Raw genomic sequence first — 20,355 nt, forward strand, 5'->3', positions numbered from 1 at the left:
GGGAGGCCCACCATCACGGTGCCGCGTGCGCGGCACCCGGACCAGGGAGCCTCCCGTGAGCGCTGTCGCGCCACCCGCTGCCCTGCCCTGCTCCGAGCAGGGCGCAGCCGGGTCTGAACCTGTCGCCCGAACCACTCCGCTGCATGAGGCGCACGTCGCGCTGGGTGCGGTGCTCACCCCGTTCGCGGGGTGGACGATGCCGCTGCGCTACGGCAGCGAGCTGGCCGAGCACCACGCCGTACGCGGGGCCGCAGGGCTGTTCGACCTCAGCCACATGGGCCAGCTCGAGATCGACGGGGCCGACGCGGCCGCACTCCTCGACCACGCGCTGGTGGGCCGCCTGTCGGCGGTCCAGCCGGGCCGGGCCCGGTACACGATGATCTGCGCGCCCGACGGCGGCATCCTCGACGACCTGGTGGTCTACCGGCTGGAGCCGCACCGCTACCTGGTCGTCGCCAACGCCGCCAACACCGCCGCCGTGTTCACCGCGCTGACCGAGCGGGCCGCCGGCTTCGCGGCCGAGGTGCGCGACGTGTCGGCGCGGTGGGCGCTGATCGCGGTCCAGGGGCCGCGCGCCGCCGCGATCCTCGCCCCGCTGACCGGTGCCGACCTGGGGTCCCTGCGCTACTACGCGGTCGACCCGGCCTGGCTGGCCGGGCGGCCGGTGCTGCTGGCCCGTACCGGTTACACCGGCGAGGACGGGTTCGAGATCTACTGCGCGCCCGAGGACGCGCCCGGCATCTGGGCGGCGGTGGCGGCGGCGGGCACCCCGCACGGGCTGGTCCCGGCTGGGCTGGCCTGCCGGGACACGCTGCGGCTGGAGGCGGGCATGCCGCTGTACGGCAACGAGCTGACCGCGCGGGTCAGCCCGTACGAGGCGGGGCTGGGCCGGGTGGTGGCGCTGGACAAGCCGGACTTCGTCGGCCGGGCGGCGCTGGCCGCGCGCCGCGAGCAGGCGACCGAGGTGCTGGTCGGGCTGGTGTCGGGCGGACGCCGCGCGCCCCGGCACGACTACGCGGTGCTCGATCCGGACACCGGTGCCCGCGTCGGCACCGTCACCAGCGGCGCCCCGTCGCCGACGCTGGGCCGCCCGATCGCCATGGCGTACGTGGCCGCCGACCGCAGCGCCACGGGCACCGTGCTGGCCGTCGACGTACGCGGATCCCGCGAGACGGTAACCGTCGTGGAGCTGCCGTTCTACCGCCGTACCCAGGAAGGGCGCTGACCATGATCCCGCAGGAGCTGAAGTACACGCGCGAGCACGAGTGGCTGGCCGCCGACGGCGGTGAGGCGACGGTGGGCATAACCGCGTTCGCGGCCGACGCGCTCGGCGACGTCGTCTACGTCGAGCTGCCGCGCCCCGGCCAGGCCGTGGCGGCGGGGCAGCCGTGCGGCGAGGTGGAGTCGACCAAATCGGTCAGTGAGCTGTACGCCCCCGCCGACGGCGAGGTGGTCGCGGTCAACGAGGCGGTCGTGGCCGACCCGGGGCTGCTCAACTCCGACCCGTACGGCCAGGGCTGGCTGTTCCGGCTGCGCCTGGCCTCGGCGCCGGAGCTGCTCGACGCCGCCGCCTACGCGGCGCTGACCGGGGAGGCGGCATGAGCGTGCTGGACCGGCCGCTGGCCGACTTCGACCCCGAGGTGCACGCGGCGCTGCGCGCCGAGCTGGACCGCCAGCGCGACACCCTGGAGATGATCGCCAGCGAGAACTTCGCGCCGCTGGCGGTGCTGCAGGCGCAGGGCTCGGTGCTGACCAACAAGTACGCCGAGGGCTACCCGGGCCGCCGCTACTACGGCGGCTGCGAGCACGTCGACGTGGTCGAGCGGCTCGCCATCGAACGGGTCAGGGAGCTGTTCGGGGCCGGGTACGCCAACGTGCAGCCGCACTCGGGCGCGCAGGCCAACGCGGCGGCGATGATGGCGCTGATCCAGCCCGGCGACACCATCCTGGGCCTGGACCTGGCGCACGGCGGGCATCTCACCCACGGCATGCGGATCAACTTCTCCGGCCGCCTGTACCGCGCGGTCGGCTACCGGGTCCGCGCGGACGACGGGCTGGTCGACTTGGACGAGGTGGCCCGGCTGGCGCGTGAGCACCGGCCCGCGCTGCTGATCGCGGGCTGGTCGGCGTACCCCCGGCAGCTGGACTTCGCGGCGTTCCGGGCCGTGGCCGACGAGGTCGGGGCGCGGCTGATGGTGGACATGGCGCACTTCGCGGGGCTGGTCGCCGCGGGCCTGCACCCGAACCCGGTGCCGTACGCCGACGTGGTGACCACCACGACCCACAAGACCCTGGGCGGTCCGCGCGGCGGGGTGATCCTCACCGACCACGAGGACGTCGCCCGCAAGGTCGACAGCGCCGTCTTCCCCGGTCAGCAGGGCGGACCGCTGGAGCACGTGGTGGCGGCCAAGGCGGTCGCGTTCCGGATGGCGGCCCAGCCGGAGTTCGCCGACCGGCAGCGCCGCACCCTGGCCGGGGCCAGGCTGCTGGCCGCGCGGCTCACCGCACCCGACGTCACCGGGGCCGGCGCGGCCGTGCTGACCGGCGGCACCGACGTGCACCTGGTCCTGGTCGACCTGCGCCGGTCGGAGCTGGACGGGCGCCAGGCCGAGGACCGGCTGCACCGCGTCGGCATCACCGTCAACCGCAACGCGGTGCCGGGCGACCCCCGGCCGCCGATGGTCACCTCGGGCCTGCGTATCGGCACCGCCGCGCTGGCCGCGCGCGGGTTCGGCGACGAGGCGTTCGCCGAGGTCGCCGACATCGTCGCGGCGGCGCTGCTGCCGACGTACGACGAGGTGTCGGCGGGGGCGCTGCGGGCGCGGGTCGCCACGCTGGCCGCGGCGTACCCGCTGTATCCGGGGCTGTGACGCGACGGGCCGGGCCGTGGCGGGGCACCCGCCACGGCCCGGCCCGGCTAGGGTGTTCGCGGTGCGTAGACCATTGGACCGCATCGCGCTGATCTCCGACGTGCACGGCAACCTGACCGCCCTGGAAGCCGTGCTCGACGACATCGACGCCCGCGGCATCACCCGGATCTTCAACCTCGGCGACTACGTCGGCAAAGGGCCGCGCGGCCGGGAGGTGATCGACCTCTGCCGGCAGCGGTGCGAGGTCAACATCCTCGGCAACTGGGACGATTTCCTGCCCGACCCGGACCGCGCCCTCGACTCCCCGGCGCTGGCCTGGTGGCTGGCGCAGCTGGCGCCCGGGCAGGGCGAATGGCTGCGGGCGCTGCCGTTCAGCCACGACTTCACCATCAGCGGCCGACGGGTGCGGCTGTTCCACGCCTCGTCCGCCTCGGTGCACACCCGCATCCGGTTCGACCACGACGAGCAGCAGTTCCTGTCGCTGTTCGCCAACACCCCGGCCACCGGCGACGGCCCGGAGCCGACCGTGGTCGGCTACGGCGACACCCACGACCCGTACTACGAGGTCGACCGGGCGCGGCGCACCGTCTTCAACACCGGCAGCGTCGGCAACAGCATGGACGACCCCACTCCGGTGTACGTGATCCTCGAAGGCGTCTACGGCTCCGAGGCCGAAGCGCCGTTCTCGATCCAGTTCGTGCGCGTGCCCTACGACGCCGAGGCCGAGCTCGCCGCCGCCCGCGACCTGGGCATGCCCGAGTACGGCGGCTACGAGTCCGAGCTGCGCCACGGCATCTACCGGGGCGAGAAGGGCGAGCCGACGTACCACCGCCAGCCGTACCCGGGGTAGAAAAACCGTCCTGCGGCACAACCGGTCGCCGGGGTGCCCCGATCGAAGGGTGGAGTGAGCAGAGGAGTCGTATGCGGGCAGAGCACGAACGGGCCTTCACCGAGTACGCGCAGGGCCGGGCCCTGGAGCTGCGGCGCACCGCGTACCGGCTGTGCGGCAGCTGGGACGAGGCGCACGACCTGCTGCAGAACGCGCTGGTGCGGCTCTACCGGCACTGGGAGCGGGTGTCGGCGGCCGACTCGCCCGACGCGTACGTGCGCCGGATGCTGGTCAACGTCTACCTGGAGCAGCGGCAGTCCTGGTGGTCGCGGGTGGTGCGCGCCTACGCCGAACCGCCCGACCGGCCCGCCCCGCCCGACGGGGTCGACGGGCGCCTGGACCTGATGGCGGCGCTGGCCAGGCTCGCCCCCGGCCAGCGGGCCGTGCTGGTGCTGCGCTACTGGGAGGGTCTGGACGTGGCGGAGACCGCCAACGCGCTGGGCTGCTCGACCGGCACCGTCAAGAGCCAGTCCGCGTACGCCATCGCCGCGCTGCGGCGGCTCATGCCCGACTATGTGGGAGGCGGCAAGTGAACGACCAGCAGCTCACGGACCTGTTCGCCGCCGCGGCGCCCGTCGTGGAGCCGCCGCTGCCGCCGGGCCACACCGAGCAGGTGCTCGGCGCCGCCCGCCGCGACCGGCGCCGCCGCCGGGCCACCGCCGCGCTCGCCGCGGTCGCGGCCCTGGTGCTCGGCGGTGCCGCGACCCTGCTCGGACCGGGGCTCGGCGGCACCGCCGTCGACCCGGCCGGGGGCAGGCCGGGCCTGCCCGACCGGATCGCGGGCTACTCGCCGCTGACCGGCAGCGTCAGCGACGCGCCGCCCGGCCGGGCGCTGCTGCTCTACGGGTACGGCAACGGCGAGCTGTTCCACACCTTCCAGGCGCTGGTGCTCGGCGCCGACGGCGACGTCTACCGGCAGCTCGACGCCGCGCCCGACCAGTCCGGGTCGTGGCTGCTGGCACCCGACGGACGCAGCGTCGTGCTGGCCGATTCGAGCCGCAAGTCCTCCTCGGTGCGGATCGTCGACCTCGCGACCGGCCGTGTCGACTCCGTGCCGCTGGGCCGGACCGGCGGCGTCTACCCGCTGGCGCTGTCGCCGGACGGGCAGACCCTCGCGTACGGCATCGTCGACACCCCGCAGCTCGACCAGGATCTCGCGCAGGGCGTCGGCAACGCCATCACCTCCTACGGCTCAGGCTTCGGCACGCTCGTGCTGCTGAACCTGCGTACCGGTCAGTCGGTCGCGACCGACGTCACTCCGGTCACGGCGGTGGCGTTCTCGCCGGACGGCGGGCGCATGGCGGTGCAGACACGGCTGGAGACGTGGCTGGTGGGGGCGGACGGGCGCCGGGTCGAGCAGGTGCGGGTGCCGCAGGGGTACGGCATCACGCCGCACAACGCCTGGTCGCCCGACGGCACTCTGCTGGCTCTGACCTGGTGGCATCGGGACTCCTGGAGCACCGGCGGCGGGGGCGTCGGTGAGGCGTTCTACCCCGACGTGTCCGTGGCCGAACCGTTCGGCGTCGTGCGGCTCGACCAGCCGGACCGGATGATCGTCAAACCGGACCGGGTGGAGACGTTCCTGGGCTGGCTGTCCGGTACGGAGCTGCTGAGCCTGTCCTGGGACTACGGTGCCGATACGGGCGCGCTGTGGGCCACGCCGGTCGACGGCGGGGCGGCTCGCCCGGTCAGCCACTTCGACAGCGGCCACCGCTGCGAGTACGGGACCCAGCGCTGCGTGCCGTACGACGTGATGGTGGCGTCGCGGCTGCTCGACGGGGCCTCGGTGCGGGTGGCGGGCGGGCCTGACCGGGGACCGTGGCCGGTCGGCTTCCGCTGGGCGGCCGCGGTGCCGGTGCTGGCCGCACTCGGCCTGGTCCTGTTGATCCGCCGCCGCAGGCGCCGCCGCTCGCGGGGCACCCCGGCCTGACCCGCGGTCCGGGCCCCGCCCGCCCCGCCCGCCGCCCCGCTTTGTATTGACGCTGGCCTATCCAGAGCACGGATTTCGCGAAACCGTCCTCTGGATAGGCCAGCGTCAATGCTAAGGCGGGTGTGGCTCGGACTGCTGGGCTGGGGCGGGGCGCCCGTCGGGCGCGGATTCCGGGCGGTGGTGCGATGCTGGGGCGATGGCACGGATTCGATCGGTCGTACTGCATGTCGGCGACATTCCGAGGGCGGCGGCGTTCTGGACGCGGGCGCTCGGCTATGAGGCCGCACCGGACAACCCGGCGTTCCTGAGCCCGACCGACGGCGACGGCCCGGCACTGCACCTGGACGAGGACGACCGCACCCACCTCGACCTGGAGGTGGCCGACGCGCAGGAGCAGCGCGCCGAGGTCGAGCGGCTGATCTCCCTCGGTGCGACGAAGGTCGAGTGGGACTACCCCGACGACGCGGACTTCGTGGTGTTCGCCGACACCGAGGGCAACCTGTTCTGCGTGGTCGACACCAGCGCGTGAGAAAGGCCCCGGACGTCGCCCGGGGCCTGGTGCGGTGCGAGTCGTCAGCAGGTGGCGAGCATGCCGTTGAGGGCCGCCTTCTCCGCGCTGTCCACGGAGAGGTTGTAGTAGTACTTCACCTGGATCCAGGCACGGGCGTAGGTGCAGCGGAACGATGCCAGCGACGGCTGCCACTCGGCCGGGTCCTTGTCGCCCTTGGACTGGTTCACGTTGTCGGTGACCGCCCACAGCTCCGGTCCGCCCAGGTCGTTGGCGTAGGTCTGCCGCTTGGCGGTGGTCCACGCCCAGGCGCCCGACGCCCAGGCCTCGGCCAGCGGCACCATGTGGTCGATGTCGATGTCCGAGGCGTTGGTCCAGGTCGCGCCGTCGTACGGGCTGTACCAGGAGCCGGAGGTGGCCGCGCAGCTGCTGTCGACGACCACGCCGCTGCCGTCGCGCTTGAGGACCTGCTCGCGGGTGTTGCACGCGCCGCTGATGGTGATCCAGTGCGGGAACAGGTCGCGGTTGTAGGTCGAGCCGTGCGACTCGGCGGCGACGGTCAGGGTGGCCAGTCGGCTGACCGCGGTGCTGTACGACGGGATGTTGGGCGGGGTGGCGTGGGCGGGGCTCGCCGGGGTGAGGACCGCGACGGCGACGACGGTCGCCGCGACGGCCACGGCCGCCCTGAGGGTGCGGACCACGGGGGACTCCTGACTGTCCGCCGTCGCGGCCGGTGAGGGTGGCCGGCAGGGGGCACGACAGGCGGGACGGATAGACGATCCCGTATACCGGCGATCCGAGCACGATCTTGTTATGAAATTGGCACGAACGTCGTGTGAAGACAGAACCTGATCGCGGCGGCCCTGCGCGGTATCTCCGTTGCCGCGTACGGGCCGGGCTGGGAGCATCGACGCGGGCCGGTGGCCGAGTCAGGTCGATGGCGAGCCCCGGGTCGTTGGCCGTGCACGCACGGCGACCCGGGGCGTGTGGGGGTAGCTGGCGTGCCGGTCCCCACCGCGGGTTCGAATCCCGTCCGGCCCGCTTCAGCTACCGCCCGCGTTCGGGTGGGCCAGGGCCGAGGGCGTCCGGCAGCCCACGATGGCCGGCGCTTCGTGGACCAGGCGGTCGTTCTCCAGCGCCGCCACCATGAACAGCGCGAAGTCCACGCGGCGGGTGATGTTGCTCCTGAGCGGGGGATCACCGACGTGCCGGCTCCATACGGGCAGGCCCTGGCTCTCGCCCTCCTCCAGGTCGCTGCCGCGGACCACCGTCCACCGGGTGTCGCTGGCGAACACCCGTCGGCATGCCTCTATCTGATCGTCGATGTCGGCGAAGCGGGCCGCTCGCGCCACCACACCGAAGACCTTGGCGAACGCTCTGAGCGTCCAGCGGTAGACGTCCTGGCCGTCGCGTGTGATGTGCCAGCCGCACGAGAAGACCAGGCGTGCGCCTCGGGGTGCGAAGTCCAGCACCGCCTGCGCCGTTCCCGTCGAGTAGCCGTGCACGCCCCACGGGACCAGGACGGTCAGGACACCGTCGCAGCCGGCGACCGCACGTCGGATGACGTCACGGTCGTCCGTCGGGCCCGCGACGACGGTGATCCGCTCCTTGACCGGGTCCAGCTTGCCCACGCTGCGCGCGCGGCACACGCCGACCACCTCGTAACCCCGGTCCAGGGCGTGCCGCACCATGTACCGGCCGAGCTTCCCTGAGGCCCCGACGATACAGACCTTTTTGATCACACGACTGTCCGATTCGATCTCTGGCATCTCAATCCGTCCCCTCGTTCGCGGACGGCTCCTCGGGGTACTGGAAGACCTGGTCCAGCGGCACGCCGAAGGCTCGGGCGATCTGGAAGGCCAGCTCCAGGGACGGTGAGTAGCGACCCTGCTCGATAGCGATGACCGTCTGCCGCGTGACGCGGATGCGTTCGGCGAGTTCGGCCTGCGTCATCTCGCCGTGGGCGAAGCGCAGGGCGCGGATGCGGTTGGTGACCCGCGTGGGTTTAACCATGGAAGGTGCCGTGATAGGCGCGGATCTTGGCGATGGACCCGAGCGTCGCGCCGACCGAGCCGATCAGGAACAGCGCGTTGCCGATCCAGAAGTGGTCGGCCTCGACCATGACGAGCACGAGGACGGCGGCGGTCCCGAAGGCGGTGACGGACTGGGCCAGCCGGTCACCGTGGCGGTCGATCTGCTTGTCGCGCACGTCCTCGCCGGACTCGAGCACACCGCGGTTGGCGATGCCCGAGGCGATGGAGACGAGGATGAAACCGATGATGGTACCGACCATCGTGGCGCCGATCGTCCACAGCATCGGCGCCACCCAGGACACCTCTGCCGCGGGCTGGACGCGCAGCCGCGGGAGGACCACCGCGAAGTAGGCGATGGTGGCCGCGGGCATGACGAACGCGGCCACCCACGCGTTCCGCTGTCCGAACGTCATGGCGACGCGTTCTTCCCGGGGAGTGTCGGGGGTCATCTTCCCACCTTCCATGTCAAACATTATTGACACATCGAAGGTAAGGTATTGCCGACACCGAGTCAAGAATTCCTTACACCAATCTGGATGGCCGGACAGTCCGATGCGGTCGGTCCGTATTCCCGCGGACTTCTTCCATCGGGCGCAGTCGCCGTCGGTGAACGGTGCTGGCCAGCGTGTGCCGCCGGGTGCGCGCCGCCGCGCATCACCGAAGAACACGCGCGGGCGCGCGGCCGGTACTTGTGGACGTACACCCCCAACCCCCAAGTGAGGGAGTACACCGTGCACAGGCGAACACTGATGGCCGCGGCACTGGCCGTACCGGTCGGGGCCGTCGTCGGCGCCGAAGCTGCTCAGGCGCACCGTCCCGGACCCCGCCTCCCGGCCACCATCGCCCTGCCCGACGGCTTCTGCCCCGAGGGCATCACCCACGGCACCGGCGGCAAGGCGTACATCGGCTCGATGCGCGACGGCGCGATCTACTGCGCCGACCTGAAGACCGGCCACGGCATGCCGCTGGTGGCGGGCACCGAGGGCGGCAAGGCCACCGGTCTGGCATTCGACGCCGAATGCCGGATCTGGGCCGCCTGCGGCACGATGGGCGGCACCGCCGTCTACGACGAGTCCGGCACCTGCCTGGCCATGTACCACCTCGGCGGCAACGTCCACGGTGTCGCCGCCACCTCGAAGAACGTCTTCTTCACCGACGCCGACCAGGGCAACGTCTACTGCGTCGGCCTCGGCCGGCACGGCAGCCTGCCCGGCGGCGACGCCGTCATGACGCTGGCCCTGCCCGGCGGCCTCGGCGAGGCCGGGGCCTGCAACAAGGGCATCGTCGCGGCGTGGAACGGCTGCCTGATCATCGTGCAGGCCGCCGCCAACCGCCTGTACGCCTTCGACCCGACGACCCGCATGGCCAAGCGCATCGACATCGGCCGCGCCTCGGTGGCCGGCGCCGACGGCCTGCTGCTGCGCGGCCGCACCCTGTACGTCGTGCGCCCCGGCAAGGACCGGGTGTCGAAGTTCCACCTGAGCCACGACCTGTCCCGGGCCACGCTGGTGGACCGGATCACCGACGCCGACCTGGACTGCCCGTCGACGGTCACCGCCTTCGGCGGCTCGCTGTACGCGGTCAACGCCCGGTTCAGCACCCCGCCCGCGACCAGCACCGAGTACTGCCTGGTCCGCCTGCGCGACTGATGACTCGGCGGGGGTCACCCGGGCCGTGGCCCGGGTGACCCCCGCCGACTACGGCAGCTCCGCCAAGTAGGTCCGCAGGGCCCGCGCGAACGCCTCAGGCTCCTCGATCCAGGGCAGGTGCCCGGCGGAGGGGAACGTCACCCGGTGCACCCGCGGCAGTGCCCGGAACAGCGGGTCGACGGCGTCCCGGGGCCTCGGGTCCTGCGCGCCGTCGAGGATGAGCGTCGGCACGGCCAGCCGCCCGCACCGCGCCAGCAGTCCGCTCTCGTCGAGCCGTCTCACCTCGGCGCCCAGGGCCCGGTTGCACTCCCAGTTGATCGGGAACCAGGGGGTGGCCAGCTCCTCGGCCCGGCGCCGCGCCGTTTCGGGTACCGCGAAGTCGACCGTCCAGGACAGGACGGCCAGTTCGCGGTCCTCCGCCTCGGTGCGCTCGCGGCCTTCGAGGTCCGCGAGCCGGGCGGTGGCGGGCTCGTCCCGCCGCGCGGCGACGTTGGCGTGCCACTGCTCCTTCCAGCCCTGCCCGGTGCCGACGCCCGACACGTAGATCAGAGCGCGCACGCGGTGCGGTAAGGACAGCGCGTAGAACAGGGCCAGGCTGGCGCCCCACGAGTGGCCGAGCAGCACGACCGGGCCGTCGGACACCGAGTCGATGACCTGGTCGAGGTCGCCGGTGAACCGGTCGATCGTGTACGGCCCGGTGCGTTCGGAGCGGCCGCAGCCGCGCTGGTCCCACCGTACGACGTGGGTGTGCCCGTCGAGCAGCGCCGCCACCGGGCCGAGGTAGTCGGCCAGGCCGGGGCCGCCGTGGCACAGGACGACCGGGTCACCCGTGCCGGTGCGCTCGGTCCAGAGGCGGCAGCCGTCCTCCGTGACCACGTCTGTCTGCGGCATCGGGCCAGTGTCGCACCGATGCCCTGCCGCCGCCCGGCAGCCGGAGCGCGGTCTGGGACAGTGCAGGGATGCGGATCGTATCGCTGCTGCCCGCGGCCACTGACATCGTCGCCTCGCTGGGTGCCGTGGACCGGCTGGTGGGGCGCACCCACGAGTGTGACTGGCCGCCGGGGCGGCTCGACGGCGTGCCGGTGGTGACCCGGACGGGGCTGGCGCACGGGCTGGCCATCCGGGAGATCAATCTCGCGGTGGCCGGGGCGCACCGCGGCTCGGGCATCTACGACCTGGACCATGACGCGATCGAGGCGCTGCGGCCGGACCTGATCCTGACCCAGGACCTGTGCGACGTCTGCGCGGTGTCGTACCAGACGGTCAACGAGGCGGTCCGGGTGCTGCGGCTGGACACGACCGTGGTGTCGCTGCAGCCCCGGACGATCGAGGAGATCCTCACCGCGGTCACGACCGTGGGGGACCTGATCGGTGCGGCGGACGCGGCGGCCGGGGTGGTGGCCGGGGCCAGGCGGCGGCTCGCGGCCCTGCCCGGGCCGGATCCGCAGGGGCCCCGGGTGCTGTTCGTGGAGTGGCTGGAGCCGCTGATGCCGGGCGGCCACTGGGTGCCGGAGCAGATCGCGTACGCCGGGGGCCGGTCGCTGCTCACCTCGCCGGGCGAGCACAGCACGCCGTACCCGCCGGAGACGGTCGCGGGGCTCGACCCGGACGTCATCGTGGTCGGCCCGTGCGGTTTCGCGCCCGAGCAGACCCGCGCAGAGCTGGCCGTGCTCGCCGACTCGCCGGGATGGGCGGACCTCGCCGCGGTCCGCTCCGGCCGGGTGCACGTGGTGGACGGCCCGGCCTACTTCAACCGCCCCGGCCCCCGCGTCGTCGACGGCGCCGAGCTCCTGGCGCGCCTGCTGGCGCGCTGAGCGTGCAGTTTCGGGGAAAGTGCGGGAAATCCGGCCCGGCATTCGTGCACCTTCCCCGAAACTGCACCAACCCCGGGCGGTGCGGAGAACGGGCCTAGGGAAAATGACACACGCGTGTTATTTTCTCGCGCATGTCGATCGGGACCCTCGCCGCGCCGCCCACGAGTTGGCGTACCAAGGTCGCCTACGGCTGGGGGAGCCTGGGCAACAACATCGTGTACGGCTTCATCGCCACCTACCTGGCCGTCTTCTACACCGACCACTACGGGCTCGCCCCGGGCGACGTCGCGCTGCTGTTCTTCCTGGTACGCACCGCCGACGCGCTGCTCGACCCGGTCATGGGCGCGCTGGTGGACCGCACCCGCACCCGCTGGGGCCGGTTCCGGCCGTACCTGGTCTTCGTGCCGCCGGTGCTCGCGGCCGCGACCGTCGTCTGCGTCAGCGCCCCGCAGCTGGGCGGCGGTGGCAAGCTCGTGTTCGCCTACCTCAGCTACCTGCTGTGGGGGATGGCCTTCACGGCCATGGACGTGCCGTACTGGTCGATGTCGGCGGCGCTGAGCACCGACGCGCAGGACCGCACCGCGATCGTGATGGTGCCGCGCACCCTGGCCAGCGTCGGCTACATCGGCGTCAACATCGTCACGCTGCCGCTGGTCGGACTGTTCTCCGGCGGCGGCGAACTGCGCGGCTGGCTGCTGGTCGCGGTGGTCTACGGCGCCGCCGCGACCGCGCTGACCTGGCTCACCGCCGCCTCCGTCCGCGAGCGCCCGGCCCCGCCCGCGCAGCCGTACGGCCCGCGCACCATGCTGCGGCTGCTGGGCGCCAACCGGCCGCTGCAACTGGTGCTGGCCGCGATGCTGGTCACCGAGCTGGTCTTCGCGGTACGCAGCATCGTCCCGATCTACTACCTGACCTACAACTTCGACGCCCCGGGCCTGGTGCCCGCCTTCATCGGCGTGTTCGCGGTCGCGACCATCATCGGTTCGCTGGCCAGCCCGCTGCTGGCCCGCCGCTTCGGCAAGCGCCGCCTCGCCGTGGCGGGCATCGCGCTGACCTCGCTGACCTCGATCGCGGCCTGGTTCACCGGGTACGCCACGCTCGGGCCGGTGCTGGCCTGGACGGCGGTCGGCGGCGTCGGGTTCGGGCTGGCCAACATCACGCTGCTGTCCATGCTCACCGACACCGTCGAGTACGGGCAGTGGCGCACCGGGCGGCGTACCGAGGGCCTGGTCTTCTCCGTGAACATCGTCAAGACGAAGATCGCTTCGGCGCTGGGGGCCGGGCTGTCGCTGGCGGTGCTCGGCGCGGTCGGGTACGTCGCAAACCAGGAGCAGACGCGGGCGGCGCTGGACGGCCTGCACCTGCTGATGACGCTGGCACCGGGGCTGGGCGGCCTGCTGGCCGTCGCGTTCCTGGTCCGGTACCCGCTCAGCGAGCAGCAGCACGCCGACCTGGTAGCCGAGCTGCGGGGCCGGGAGGCCGTCGGAGGGGTAGCCGAGCTGCGGGGCCGGGAGGCCGTCGGAGGGGTAGCCGAGCTGCGGGGCCGGGAGGCCGCCGCGTGAGCGGCTGGCGGGACGCGCTGCGCCGCGACGTGGAGGATCCGGCGACGGTCGGCCGGGGCAGGCTGCCCGCCCGCGCCGACACCGAGTGGACCGACGCCGCCCGGTGGACGGTCGAACTGGACGGGCGCTGGCCTTTCCACTGGTCACCGCGGCGTGACCAGGTCCCCGAGGGCTTCGAGGCGCCGGAGTTCGACGACGGCGGCTGGGGCACCGTGGCGGTGCCCGGCGTGTGGGAGCTGCAGGGCTACGGCACGCCGTACTACCTCGGGTTCGGGTTCCCGCCGTCGCTGGGCGTACGCGGGCGGCGGCTGGGCACGATCGATCCGGCCGACAGCCCCACCGGTGCGCACCGCACCTGGTTCCAGGTGCCGCCGCAGTGGTCCGGCCGCCGCGTCGTGCTGCGCTTCGGCGGGGTGAAGGCCGCGATGCACGTGTGGGTCAACGGGGTGCCGGTCGGCTACAGCGAAGGGTCGATGACGCCGGCGGAGTTCGATGTCAGCGGGCTGGTGCGCCCCGGCGCGAACCTGCTCGCGGTGCTGGTGCACCGCTACTGCACCGGTTCGTTCCTGGAGGGCCAGGACATGTGGTCGCTGTCCGGGATCACCCGCGGGGTGACGGTGACGGCCGAGCCCGCGTACGCCCCCTGGGACCTCGCGGTCGAGGCCGACCGCGACCCGGCCGGCGGCGACGGCACGCTGGCCCTGACCGTGACCGGCGGCACCGGCCGGTGCCGGGTGCTGCTGACCGACCGCGGCACCGGCGCCACCGCGGAACTCGGCACGGCCGACCTCGACGGAGCGCAGACCCTGCTGCGGTACGCGGTCGCCGGTACGGCCCCGTGGAGCGCCGAGGCGCCGCACCTGTACGACCTGACCGTCGAGCTCGTCCGCGCGGGCGAGGTGTGGCGGGCGACCCGGGCCGTCGGCTTCCGCCGCGTGGAGATCGCCGGTACGGAGATCCGCGTGAACGGCCGGCCCGTAATCTTCCACGGCGTGAACCGGCACGACTTCCACCCGCGCCGGATCTGGGACGTGCCCTCGGCGGTGCGCCGCCAGGACTTCACCCTGATGAAGCGCGCCAACGTCAACGCCGTGCGGATGTCGCACTATCCGAACCCGACCGAGGTCTACCGGCTCTGCGACGAGCTCGGCCTGTACGTGGTGGACGAGGCGGAGATCGAGTCGCACGGGGTGCGCCGCCGGGGTCTGCCCGGCGCCGATCCCCGCTGGCACGCCTCGGTCGCCGACCGGATCGAGCGCATGGTGCGGCGCAGCCGCTCGCACCCGAGCGTGGTGATGTGGTCGCTGGGCAACGAGGCGGGCGACGGCACCGCGTTCGACCTGGCCCGGCGGACCGTGCTGGCGCTGGACCAGACCCGGCCGGTCCACTACGAGGGCGACACCGACCTGCGCAACAGCGACGTGCTGTCCATGATGTACCCGACCCCCGACGACGAGCGCGTCCTGGGCGAGCGGCGCGACCTGCGCATCACCCTGGTGCAGCGGGCGCTCAACGTGATCGCGGCCGACCACAAGTCCTTCCGCGCCGACCAGTACGCCGACCGCCCGATCCTGGCCTGCGAGTACGCGCACGCGATGGAGAACAGCCTGGGCAACCTCGCCGAGCACGTCGAGAACTTCCACCGCTACCCGAACTGGGCGGGCGGGTTCATCTGGGACTGGGTCGACCAGACCATCGACGTGGACCTGCCCGACGGGCGGGTGCGCCGCGCATACGGCGGGGACTTCGGCGACCGGCCCAGCGACCGGTACTTCTGCGCGAACGGCCTGGTGGCGGCCGATCGTGAGCCGCATCCGGCGCTGGCCGAGGTGGCGCGGGTGTACCAGCACGTCGTCTTCGAGCACGGCGACGGCGGGCTGCGGCTGCGCAGCCGGTACGCGTTCGACGACCTGTCCGGGTTCGTGCTGCGCTGGCGGGCCGACCGGCACGGCGAGCCGCTGCTGCGCGGCGAGGTCCCCGACGTCCGCACCTGCCCGGGCGGGCAGCTCCTGGTGGCGCTGCCCGAGCTGCCCGGCGACGCCACGACGCTGACCGCGAGCCTGGTGCACCGGGGCGCGACGGCGTGGGCCGAGGCCGGGTTCGAGCAGGCGTGGGCGCAGTTCCGGCTGGGCGATCCGGCACCGGCACCGCTGCCGCTGGTCGCGGCGGCCGAAGACGCGGGCGGCTGGGAGCTGAGCCGGGCGGGGCATCTGATCACACTGTCGCGCGGGCCGCGGAGCATCACGTTGGACACCGCCGCCGCGAGGATCACCGCGCTGCGGCTCGGGGGCCGCGAGCTGCTGACCGAGCCGCTGCGGCTCAACCTGTGGCGGGCCGAGACCGACAACGACCGGGGCTGGGCGAACTTCAAGCCGGTGCTGGCACCGCTGATCCCGGCCCGGCGCTGGCGGCGGGCCATGGACCGGGTACGCGGCCGCCGGGCGCGGGTGCGGCGCGACGGCGCCGATCACGAGGTGGTGGTGCGGCTGGCCGTGCCCGGTGCGCGGGGGCGGCTCAGCGTCGCGACCCGGGGCGGTGAGCTGCTGCTCGGCCTGGAGCTGGTGCCCCGGCGCGCGCCGGTGCGGGTGGGCTGGCTCGGCACGTTCGCCCCCGAGCTGACCGACGTCGACTGGTACGGCCGCGGGCCGCACGAGAACCACCGCGACCGCAGCACCGGGGCGCGGCTGGGGCGCTGGTCGGCGCCGGTGTCGCAGCTGCCGCACGGGTACGCCCGGCCGCAGGAGAACGGCAACCGCACCGACCTGGACTGGCTGCTGCTGCACGGGGGCGGGCTGGCGGTCGGGTTCGGCCGGGTCGAGGGGGAGCCGTTCGAGGCGTCGGTGCGGCCGTACCCGCAGGAGCTGCTGGCGGCCGCCGAGCACGCCGACGAGCTGCCGGTCGCGGGGCCGCCGACGGTCTCGCTGGACATCGCGCAGCGCGGGGTGGGCGGCGACCAGCCGGGCGAGTTGGCGCTGCGGGAGTACGCGCGGCTGCCGGCGGGGCGGCGCTATCGTCTGACCATGGCGCTGCACTGGCAGGAGTCGGCGTGACCGCCGTCCGTTCCGAGGTACGGCCCCCGGTGGAGAACGCCCGGCTGCGCGCCCGCCGCCGGGCCGACCTGCTGGCCGCCGCGCGGGCGCTGTTCCTGGCGCACGGGGTGGACGCGGTCACGGTCGAGCAGATCGCCGACCACGCCGCGGTGACCCGGCGGACCGTGTACCGCTACTTCCCGAGCCGGGACCACCTCGCGCTGGCGATCGAGGCCGAGATCCTGGAGCGCTGGGCGGGGCTGGCCGAGCAGGCCGCGCAGGCCCTGGCCGGTGACGGCGCGCAGCGGCTGGCCGGGTACCTGGGCCGGGTGGAGGCGCTGGTGGACGGGGCGGCCGAGGAGATCGGCTTCACCCGGGTGTTCGACGCGACGGCGCTGGGCGTGCGCGAGGACTGCGCCGAGGCGGCCGCGTACGCGGCGGCGATCCGGCGGCTGCAGGCACCGCTGGTCGGCATCCTGCGGACGGGGGCCGCCGACGGCAGCCTGGCGGTGCCGGAGCCGGTCGAGCTGACCGCGGCGACCATCGCCAACGGGTACCTGGCGCTGGCCCAGCGGGTGCACGGGCGGGGCGAGGCGATCACGGGTGAGCAGGGGGTGGTGGCGCGCGACATGCTCACGGCGTACGCGGCGCTGATCCGGCGAGGGCTGAGGCCCTGACCACTTCGCATAGTAGCCTGGCGGTGACCGTGTGTGACGTCGGCTCGTCCGGCGGCTCAAGGAGGGCCAGGGGTTATGGATCTCAAGTTCGAAGCGGTGGTCATCCCGGTATCGGATGTGGATCGCGCGAAGGCTTTCTACGCCGACACGCTGGGCTGGCGCGAGGACATCGACTACTCGGCGGCGAGCTACGGCGAGGCCATCGGCTTCCGCAACCCCGGCGCCGACAGCTACCGGATCATCCAGCTGACCCCGCCCGGCTCGGCCTGCTCGATCCACATCGGCAAGGGCGTCAGCCGCGCCGAGCCCGGCTCGTTCAAGAACATGCACCTGGTCACCTCGGACCTGGAGGCCACCCGCGAGGACCTGGTCAAGCGCGGGGTGGCCGTCAGCGAGCCGTTCCACTTCGGACCTGAGGGCAGGACGCCCGGGCTCGAACCGTCGCGCGCCGACTACAGCAGCTACCTGACCTTCGACGACCCGGACGGCAACACCTGGGTGGTGCAGGAGATCGTCAAGCGGCTGCCCGGCCGGGAGTGAGACCGCGCGGTGGAGTTCCTCGTCGTAGACGGTCGCACGGACGCCGTAGGTTGAGCGGCTATGCGCAGCGAACCGGTCCGCGACCTCGGACTCACCCTGCCCGTGCTCGCCGCGCCGATGGCGGGCGGCGCGGGCACCCCGGCGCTGGTCGAGGCGGCCGCCCGCGCCGGCGGGCTGGGCTTCCTGGCCGCCGGATACCGTACGCCGCAGCAGCTCGCCGAGCAGATCACGGCCACCGCCGCGACCGGGCTGCCGTTCGGGGTGAACCTGTTCGCCCCGAACCCGCTGCCCGTCGACCCCGCCGCCCTGCGCCGCTACGCCGAGCTGATCGCCGTCGAGGCCGACCGGCTCGGCGTCGCGCTGGACACGGCGGCGCCTCCGGTCGAGGACGACGACGGCTGGCAGGGCAAAGTCGACGTGCTGCGGGCGCAGCCGGTGCCCGTGGTCAGCTTCGCCTTCGGCATCCCGCCCCGGGCCGACCTGGCGGCGCTGCGCCGTACGGGTGCGCTGCTGGTGCAGACCGTCACCACCGCGGCCGAGGCCCGCGCCGCCGCCGAGGCCGGGGTGGACGCCCTGGCGGTGCAGGCGCCCGTGGCGGGCGGCCACTCCGGCACCCTGACCCCGACCCGGCCGCCGGCCGACATCGCGCTGGACGACCTGGTCGCGGCGGTGCGCCACGCGGTCGACCTGCCCGTGATCGCCTGCGGCGGACTGGCCACACCCGAGGCGGTTGCCGCGGCGGTACGGGCCGGGGCGCAGGCTGTCGCCGTCGGCACCGCGCTGCTGCGCAGCGACGAGGCCGGCACCTCGGCGGCGCACCGGGCCGCCCTGGCCGAGCCGGACCGGACCACCGTGCTCACCCGCGCGTTCACCGGGCGTCCCGCCCGCGCGCTGCGCAACGCCTTCACCGACCGGTACGGCCCGGCCGCCCCCTACGGCTACCCCGCGCTGCACCACCTGACCGGCCCGATCCGCCGGGCCGCCGCGGCGGCCGGGGACGCCGAGCGCCTGCACCTGTGGGCCGGGACCGGGTTCCGCCACGCCGCCGCCCAGCCGGCGGCCGTGATCCTGCGACGCCTCGCCGACCAGCTGTGATTCCGCACCGACAGTCACGGAGAACGCCATGAGCAGCCAAGAGCACGAGATCCTGCGGCCGCTGCTGGAGCGGTGGCAGTCCGGGGTGGACGGGCACGAACCGGACGCGATCGCGGCGGTCTTCACCGACGACGCGATCTTCCAGGGCCTGCACCCGTACAGCGTCGGGCCGCGGGGCGTGGCGGCGTACTACGCCGCGCAGCCGCCGGGGCTGAGCGTCACGTACCAGGTCCGGGAGGTCCGGCGGCTGGCCGAGGACGTGGTGCTGGGCTACCTGGCCGCCGAGTTCGCCTTCACCGACGGCCGCGAGCCGCTGCCGGTGCACCTGTGCGTGATCGCACGCCGTACCGGTGCGGGCTGGCGCCTGGCCCATTACCAGGTGTCCCGGCTGAACTGACAGTGCCGGGCGCGAACAGCCACTCATCCGAATGAAGCATGTTTGCCCGATATCGACATCTCGTGTGGACACACCCTAGATTTCCGGTATGGCGACGGAGATGCAGCTACGCAAACTGGACAAGGCCTTCAGCCACCTGGACGCCGACGGCAGCGGCTATGTCGAGCAGCAGGACCTCAACAACCTCGGCGTACGGCTGCTGGCGAACTTCGGCGTGGTCCACGACGCGCCCAAGGCCCAGCGCCTGGCCGAGGACTTCGGCACGTTCTGGCAGGAGCTGGCCAAGGTGCTCGACGTCGACCACGACCGGCGGCTCAGCCCGCAGGAGTGGCGCGACGGGATGACCTCGGCGTTCGTACACGGAGACGCCTTCGACCGCAGTTTCCGCCCCGGCGCGCTGGCGGTGCTGCGGCTGGCCGACACCGACGACGACGGGCGGGTCAGCCGCGACGAGTTCGCCACCATGCAGCGCGCCTTCGGCACCCCCGTCGGCGAGATCAACATCGCCTTCGACAAGCTCGACGCCGACGAGGACGGCTACCTCACCATCGACGAACTGATGACCGGCGTACGCCAGTTCTACATCGGCGCCGACGAGACCGCCCCCGGCAACTGGTTCTTCGGCACCATCTGAACCCGAGCCGAGTCGAAGACCGCTCAAGTCGCCCGGCGATCGGGGGTGTCCTGGTCCGGATACCCCGATCGCCGGGCGACTCCGGCCTGGTCATGGGCTTGGCGGCCGGGGCGGGCCCTAGGATGGGGCGGGTGTGGACGATCGAAGGGCGGGGGCGCCGTGACGCGTGCGGCCGACGAGCACCGGACTGTCGCCGGTGCCTTCACCGATCGCGTGCTGGGCGCGGCACCGTCGGCCTGGGACGCTCCCGCGCCCTGCGCCGGGTGGGCGGCCCGCGACGTGGTGCGGCACCTGGTCGAGTGGTTCCCCGCGTTCCTGCACGCCGGTGCGGGGGTCGACCTGCCGAAGGGCCCGTCGGCGGACGAGGACCCGGTGGCCGCCTGGACCGTGCACCGCGACGGTGTGCAGGCGCTGCTGGACGACCCGAGCACGGCCCGGCGGACCCTGACCAACCCGCACGTGGGCTCGCTGCCGCTGGATCAGGCGATCGACACGTTCTACACCGGCGACGTCTTCCTGCACACGTGGGACCTGGCCCGGGCCACCGGCCAGGACGAGCGGCTCGACCCGGCCAGGTGCGCGCGGATGCTCGACGGCATGCTGCCGATGGACCAGGCGCTGCGCGAGAGCGGCCACTACGGACCCCGGGTCGAGGTGCCCGCCGACGCCGACGCGCAGACACGGCTGCTCGCCTTCATCGGGCGGGTCGTGTGATCCCACCCGACCGC

The 20,355-nt window shown here is 73.4% G+C and carries 22 protein-coding genes and 1 tRNA gene; 18 read left to right on the forward strand and 5 right to left on the reverse strand.

Features of this window, described 5'->3' with window-relative positions; genetic code table 11:
- Positions 1 to 55: 55 nt before the first annotated feature.
- From gcvT to QEZ54_RS23900, 7 genes are all read left to right on the forward strand, one after another.
- The gene (gene gcvT / locus QEZ54_RS23870; RefSeq protein WP_281306947.1) at positions 56 to 1,225 is read left to right on the forward strand and encodes a glycine cleavage system aminomethyltransferase GcvT; all 1,170 of its coding nucleotides are present in this window, start codon (positions 56 to 58) and stop codon (positions 1,223 to 1,225) included.
- 2 nt (positions 1,226 to 1,227) lie between these two features.
- Positions 1,228 to 1,602: a glycine cleavage system protein GcvH gene (gene gcvH, locus QEZ54_RS23875; RefSeq protein ID WP_281306948.1), complete on the forward strand. Its 375-nt coding sequence runs from the start codon at positions 1,228 to 1,230 to the stop codon at positions 1,600 to 1,602.
- Entirely contained in the window at positions 1,599 to 2,870 is a 1,272-nt protein-coding gene (gene glyA, locus QEZ54_RS23880) for a serine hydroxymethyltransferase (RefSeq protein WP_281306949.1), read from the forward strand. Before gcvH ends, glyA begins: the two co-directional genes overlap by 4 nt.
- Before the next feature lie 61 nt (positions 2,871 to 2,931).
- On the forward strand, positions 2,932 to 3,720 hold the full coding sequence (locus tag QEZ54_RS23885) for a metallophosphoesterase family protein (protein WP_281306950.1): 789 nt from the start codon (positions 2,932 to 2,934) through the stop codon (positions 3,718 to 3,720).
- 71 nt (positions 3,721 to 3,791) lie between these two features.
- Positions 3,792 to 4,292, forward strand: coding sequence for a SigE family RNA polymerase sigma factor (locus QEZ54_RS23890; protein ID WP_281306951.1), 501 nt, complete (start codon positions 3,792 to 3,794; stop codon positions 4,290 to 4,292).
- On the forward strand, positions 4,289 to 5,689 hold the full coding sequence (locus QEZ54_RS23895; protein WP_281306952.1) for a hypothetical protein: 1,401 nt from the start codon (positions 4,289 to 4,291) through the stop codon (positions 5,687 to 5,689). The genes QEZ54_RS23890 and QEZ54_RS23895 overlap by 4 nt, the downstream gene beginning before the upstream one ends.
- Before the next feature lie 196 nt (positions 5,690 to 5,885).
- Positions 5,886 to 6,218, forward strand: a complete 333-nt coding sequence (locus QEZ54_RS23900; RefSeq protein WP_281306953.1) for a VOC family protein — start codon at positions 5,886 to 5,888, stop codon at positions 6,216 to 6,218.
- Positions 6,219 to 6,262: 44 nt separating this feature from the next.
- On the opposite strand, the gene QEZ54_RS23905 is transcribed toward QEZ54_RS23900, so the two are convergent.
- Positions 6,263 to 6,898 (reverse strand): HNH endonuclease family protein, encoded by a 636-nt coding sequence (locus QEZ54_RS23905; RefSeq protein ID WP_281306954.1) that lies wholly within the window; start codon positions 6,896 to 6,898, stop codon positions 6,263 to 6,265.
- Positions 6,899 to 7,111: 213 nt separating this feature from the next.
- Between QEZ54_RS23905 and QEZ54_RS23910 the strand changes: the two genes are divergently transcribed.
- Positions 7,112 to 7,238, forward strand: a tRNA-OTHER gene (locus QEZ54_RS23910).
- A 2-nt stretch (positions 7,239 to 7,240) separates the two neighbouring features.
- Here the strand turns inward: QEZ54_RS23910 and QEZ54_RS23915 are convergent.
- Genes QEZ54_RS23915 through QEZ54_RS23925 form a run of 3 tightly spaced genes read right to left on the reverse strand, consistent with a single transcriptional unit; the run spans position 7,241 to position 8,679 of the window.
- The gene (locus QEZ54_RS23915; protein WP_281306955.1) at positions 7,241 to 7,966 is read right to left on the reverse strand and encodes an NAD(P)H-binding protein; all 726 of its coding nucleotides are present in this window, start codon (positions 7,964 to 7,966) and stop codon (positions 7,241 to 7,243) included.
- A 1-nt stretch (position 7,967) separates the two neighbouring features.
- Positions 7,968 to 8,210 carry a helix-turn-helix transcriptional regulator gene (locus tag QEZ54_RS23920; RefSeq protein ID WP_281306956.1) on the reverse strand — a complete coding sequence of 81 codons (243 nt, stop codon included), beginning with the start codon at positions 8,208 to 8,210 and terminating at the stop codon, positions 7,968 to 7,970.
- Positions 8,203 to 8,679 carry a hypothetical protein gene (locus tag QEZ54_RS23925; RefSeq protein WP_281306957.1) on the reverse strand — a complete coding sequence of 159 codons (477 nt, stop codon included), beginning with the start codon at positions 8,677 to 8,679 and terminating at the stop codon, positions 8,203 to 8,205. Before QEZ54_RS23925 ends, QEZ54_RS23920 begins: the two co-directional genes overlap by 8 nt.
- A 282-nt stretch (positions 8,680 to 8,961) precedes the next feature.
- Here QEZ54_RS23925 and QEZ54_RS23930 point away from each other — a divergent pair, with 282 nt between their 5' ends.
- A complete protein-coding gene (locus QEZ54_RS23930; RefSeq protein WP_281306958.1) occupies positions 8,962 to 9,879 on the forward strand; it encodes a hypothetical protein in 918 nt (305 codons plus the stop codon).
- 48 nt (positions 9,880 to 9,927) lie between these two features.
- Here the strand turns inward: QEZ54_RS23930 and QEZ54_RS23935 are convergent, their stop codons facing one another.
- Positions 9,928 to 10,770, reverse strand: coding sequence for an alpha/beta hydrolase (locus QEZ54_RS23935; protein WP_281306959.1), 843 nt, complete (start codon positions 10,768 to 10,770; stop codon positions 9,928 to 9,930).
- A 68-nt stretch (positions 10,771 to 10,838) separates the two neighbouring features.
- Between QEZ54_RS23935 and QEZ54_RS23940 the strand changes: the two genes are divergently transcribed.
- The 9 genes from QEZ54_RS23940 (at position 10,839) to QEZ54_RS23980 (ending at position 20,341) form a co-directional block, all read left to right on the forward strand.
- Complete coding sequence (locus QEZ54_RS23940; protein WP_281306960.1) at positions 10,839 to 11,693, forward strand: cobalamin-binding protein; 855 nt, start codon at positions 10,839 to 10,841, stop codon at positions 11,691 to 11,693.
- 131 nt (positions 11,694 to 11,824) lie between these two features.
- On the forward strand, positions 11,825 to 13,255 hold the full coding sequence (locus QEZ54_RS23945) for a glycoside-pentoside-hexuronide (GPH):cation symporter (protein ID WP_281306961.1): 1,431 nt from the start codon (positions 11,825 to 11,827) through the stop codon (positions 13,253 to 13,255).
- Positions 13,252 to 16,305 carry a glycoside hydrolase family 2 TIM barrel-domain containing protein gene (locus QEZ54_RS23950; protein WP_281306962.1) on the forward strand — a complete coding sequence of 1,018 codons (3,054 nt, stop codon included), beginning with the start codon at positions 13,252 to 13,254 and terminating at the stop codon, positions 16,303 to 16,305. Before QEZ54_RS23945 ends, QEZ54_RS23950 begins: the two co-directional genes overlap by 4 nt.
- The gene (locus tag QEZ54_RS23955; protein WP_281306963.1) at positions 16,302 to 16,961 is read left to right on the forward strand and encodes a TetR/AcrR family transcriptional regulator; all 660 of its coding nucleotides are present in this window, start codon (positions 16,302 to 16,304) and stop codon (positions 16,959 to 16,961) included. Before QEZ54_RS23950 ends, QEZ54_RS23955 begins: the two co-directional genes overlap by 4 nt.
- A 75-nt stretch (positions 16,962 to 17,036) precedes the next feature.
- On the forward strand, positions 17,037 to 17,501 hold the full coding sequence (locus QEZ54_RS23960; RefSeq protein WP_281306964.1) for a VOC family protein: 465 nt from the start codon (positions 17,037 to 17,039) through the stop codon (positions 17,499 to 17,501).
- Between the two features lie 60 nt (positions 17,502 to 17,561).
- Positions 17,562 to 18,596, forward strand: coding sequence for a nitronate monooxygenase (locus QEZ54_RS23965; protein ID WP_281306965.1), 1,035 nt, complete (start codon positions 17,562 to 17,564; stop codon positions 18,594 to 18,596).
- Positions 18,597 to 18,624: 28 nt separating this feature from the next.
- The gene (locus QEZ54_RS23970; protein WP_281306966.1) at positions 18,625 to 18,993 is read left to right on the forward strand and encodes a nuclear transport factor 2 family protein; all 369 of its coding nucleotides are present in this window, start codon (positions 18,625 to 18,627) and stop codon (positions 18,991 to 18,993) included.
- An 88-nt stretch (positions 18,994 to 19,081) separates the two neighbouring features.
- A complete protein-coding gene (locus QEZ54_RS23975; protein WP_281306967.1) occupies positions 19,082 to 19,627 on the forward strand; it encodes an EF-hand domain-containing protein in 546 nt (181 codons plus the stop codon).
- Between the two features lie 159 nt (positions 19,628 to 19,786).
- On the forward strand, positions 19,787 to 20,341 hold the full coding sequence (locus tag QEZ54_RS23980) for a TIGR03086 family metal-binding protein (RefSeq protein ID WP_281306968.1): 555 nt from the start codon (positions 19,787 to 19,789) through the stop codon (positions 20,339 to 20,341).
- Positions 20,342 to 20,355 lie beyond the last annotated feature (14 nt).

The organism is Catellatospora sp. KI3, assembly GCF_029948125.1.
Classification (GTDB): domain Bacteria; phylum Actinomycetota; class Actinomycetes; order Mycobacteriales; family Micromonosporaceae; genus Catellatospora.

Coding starts and splice junctions, on each gene's coding strand:
- glyA (WP_281306949.1), top strand. CDS start 1,599: ATGAGCGTGCTGGACCGGCCGCTGGCCGACTTCGACCCCGAGGTGCAC.
- QEZ54_RS23900 (WP_281306953.1), top strand. CDS start 5,886: ATGGCACGGATTCGATCGGTCGTACTGCATGTCGGCGACATTCCGAGG.
- QEZ54_RS23960 (WP_281306964.1), top strand. CDS start 17,037: ATGGATCTCAAGTTCGAAGCGGTGGTCATCCCGGTATCGGATGTGGAT.
- QEZ54_RS23940 (WP_281306960.1), top strand. CDS start 10,839: ATGCGGATCGTATCGCTGCTGCCCGCGGCCACTGACATCGTCGCCTCG.
- QEZ54_RS23945 (WP_281306961.1), top strand. CDS start 11,825: ATGTCGATCGGGACCCTCGCCGCGCCGCCCACGAGTTGGCGTACCAAG.
- QEZ54_RS23915 (WP_281306955.1), bottom strand. CDS start 7,966: ATGCCAGAGATCGAATCGGACAGTCGTGTGATCAAAAAGGTCTGTATC.
- QEZ54_RS23925 (WP_281306957.1), bottom strand. CDS start 8,679: ATGACCCCCGACACTCCCCGGGAAGAACGCGTCGCCATGACGTTCGGA.
- QEZ54_RS23935 (WP_281306959.1), bottom strand. CDS start 10,770: ATGCCGCAGACAGACGTGGTCACGGAGGACGGCTGCCGCCTCTGGACC.
- QEZ54_RS23970 (WP_281306966.1), top strand. CDS start 18,625: ATGAGCAGCCAAGAGCACGAGATCCTGCGGCCGCTGCTGGAGCGGTGG.
- QEZ54_RS23965 (WP_281306965.1), top strand. CDS start 17,562: ATGCGCAGCGAACCGGTCCGCGACCTCGGACTCACCCTGCCCGTGCTC.
- QEZ54_RS23920 (WP_281306956.1), bottom strand. CDS start 8,210: ATGGTTAAACCCACGCGGGTCACCAACCGCATCCGCGCCCTGCGCTTC.
- gcvH (WP_281306948.1), top strand. CDS start 1,228: ATGATCCCGCAGGAGCTGAAGTACACGCGCGAGCACGAGTGGCTGGCC.
- QEZ54_RS23975 (WP_281306967.1), top strand. CDS start 19,082: ATGGCGACGGAGATGCAGCTACGCAAACTGGACAAGGCCTTCAGCCAC.
- QEZ54_RS23890 (WP_281306951.1), top strand. CDS start 3,792: ATGCGGGCAGAGCACGAACGGGCCTTCACCGAGTACGCGCAGGGCCGG.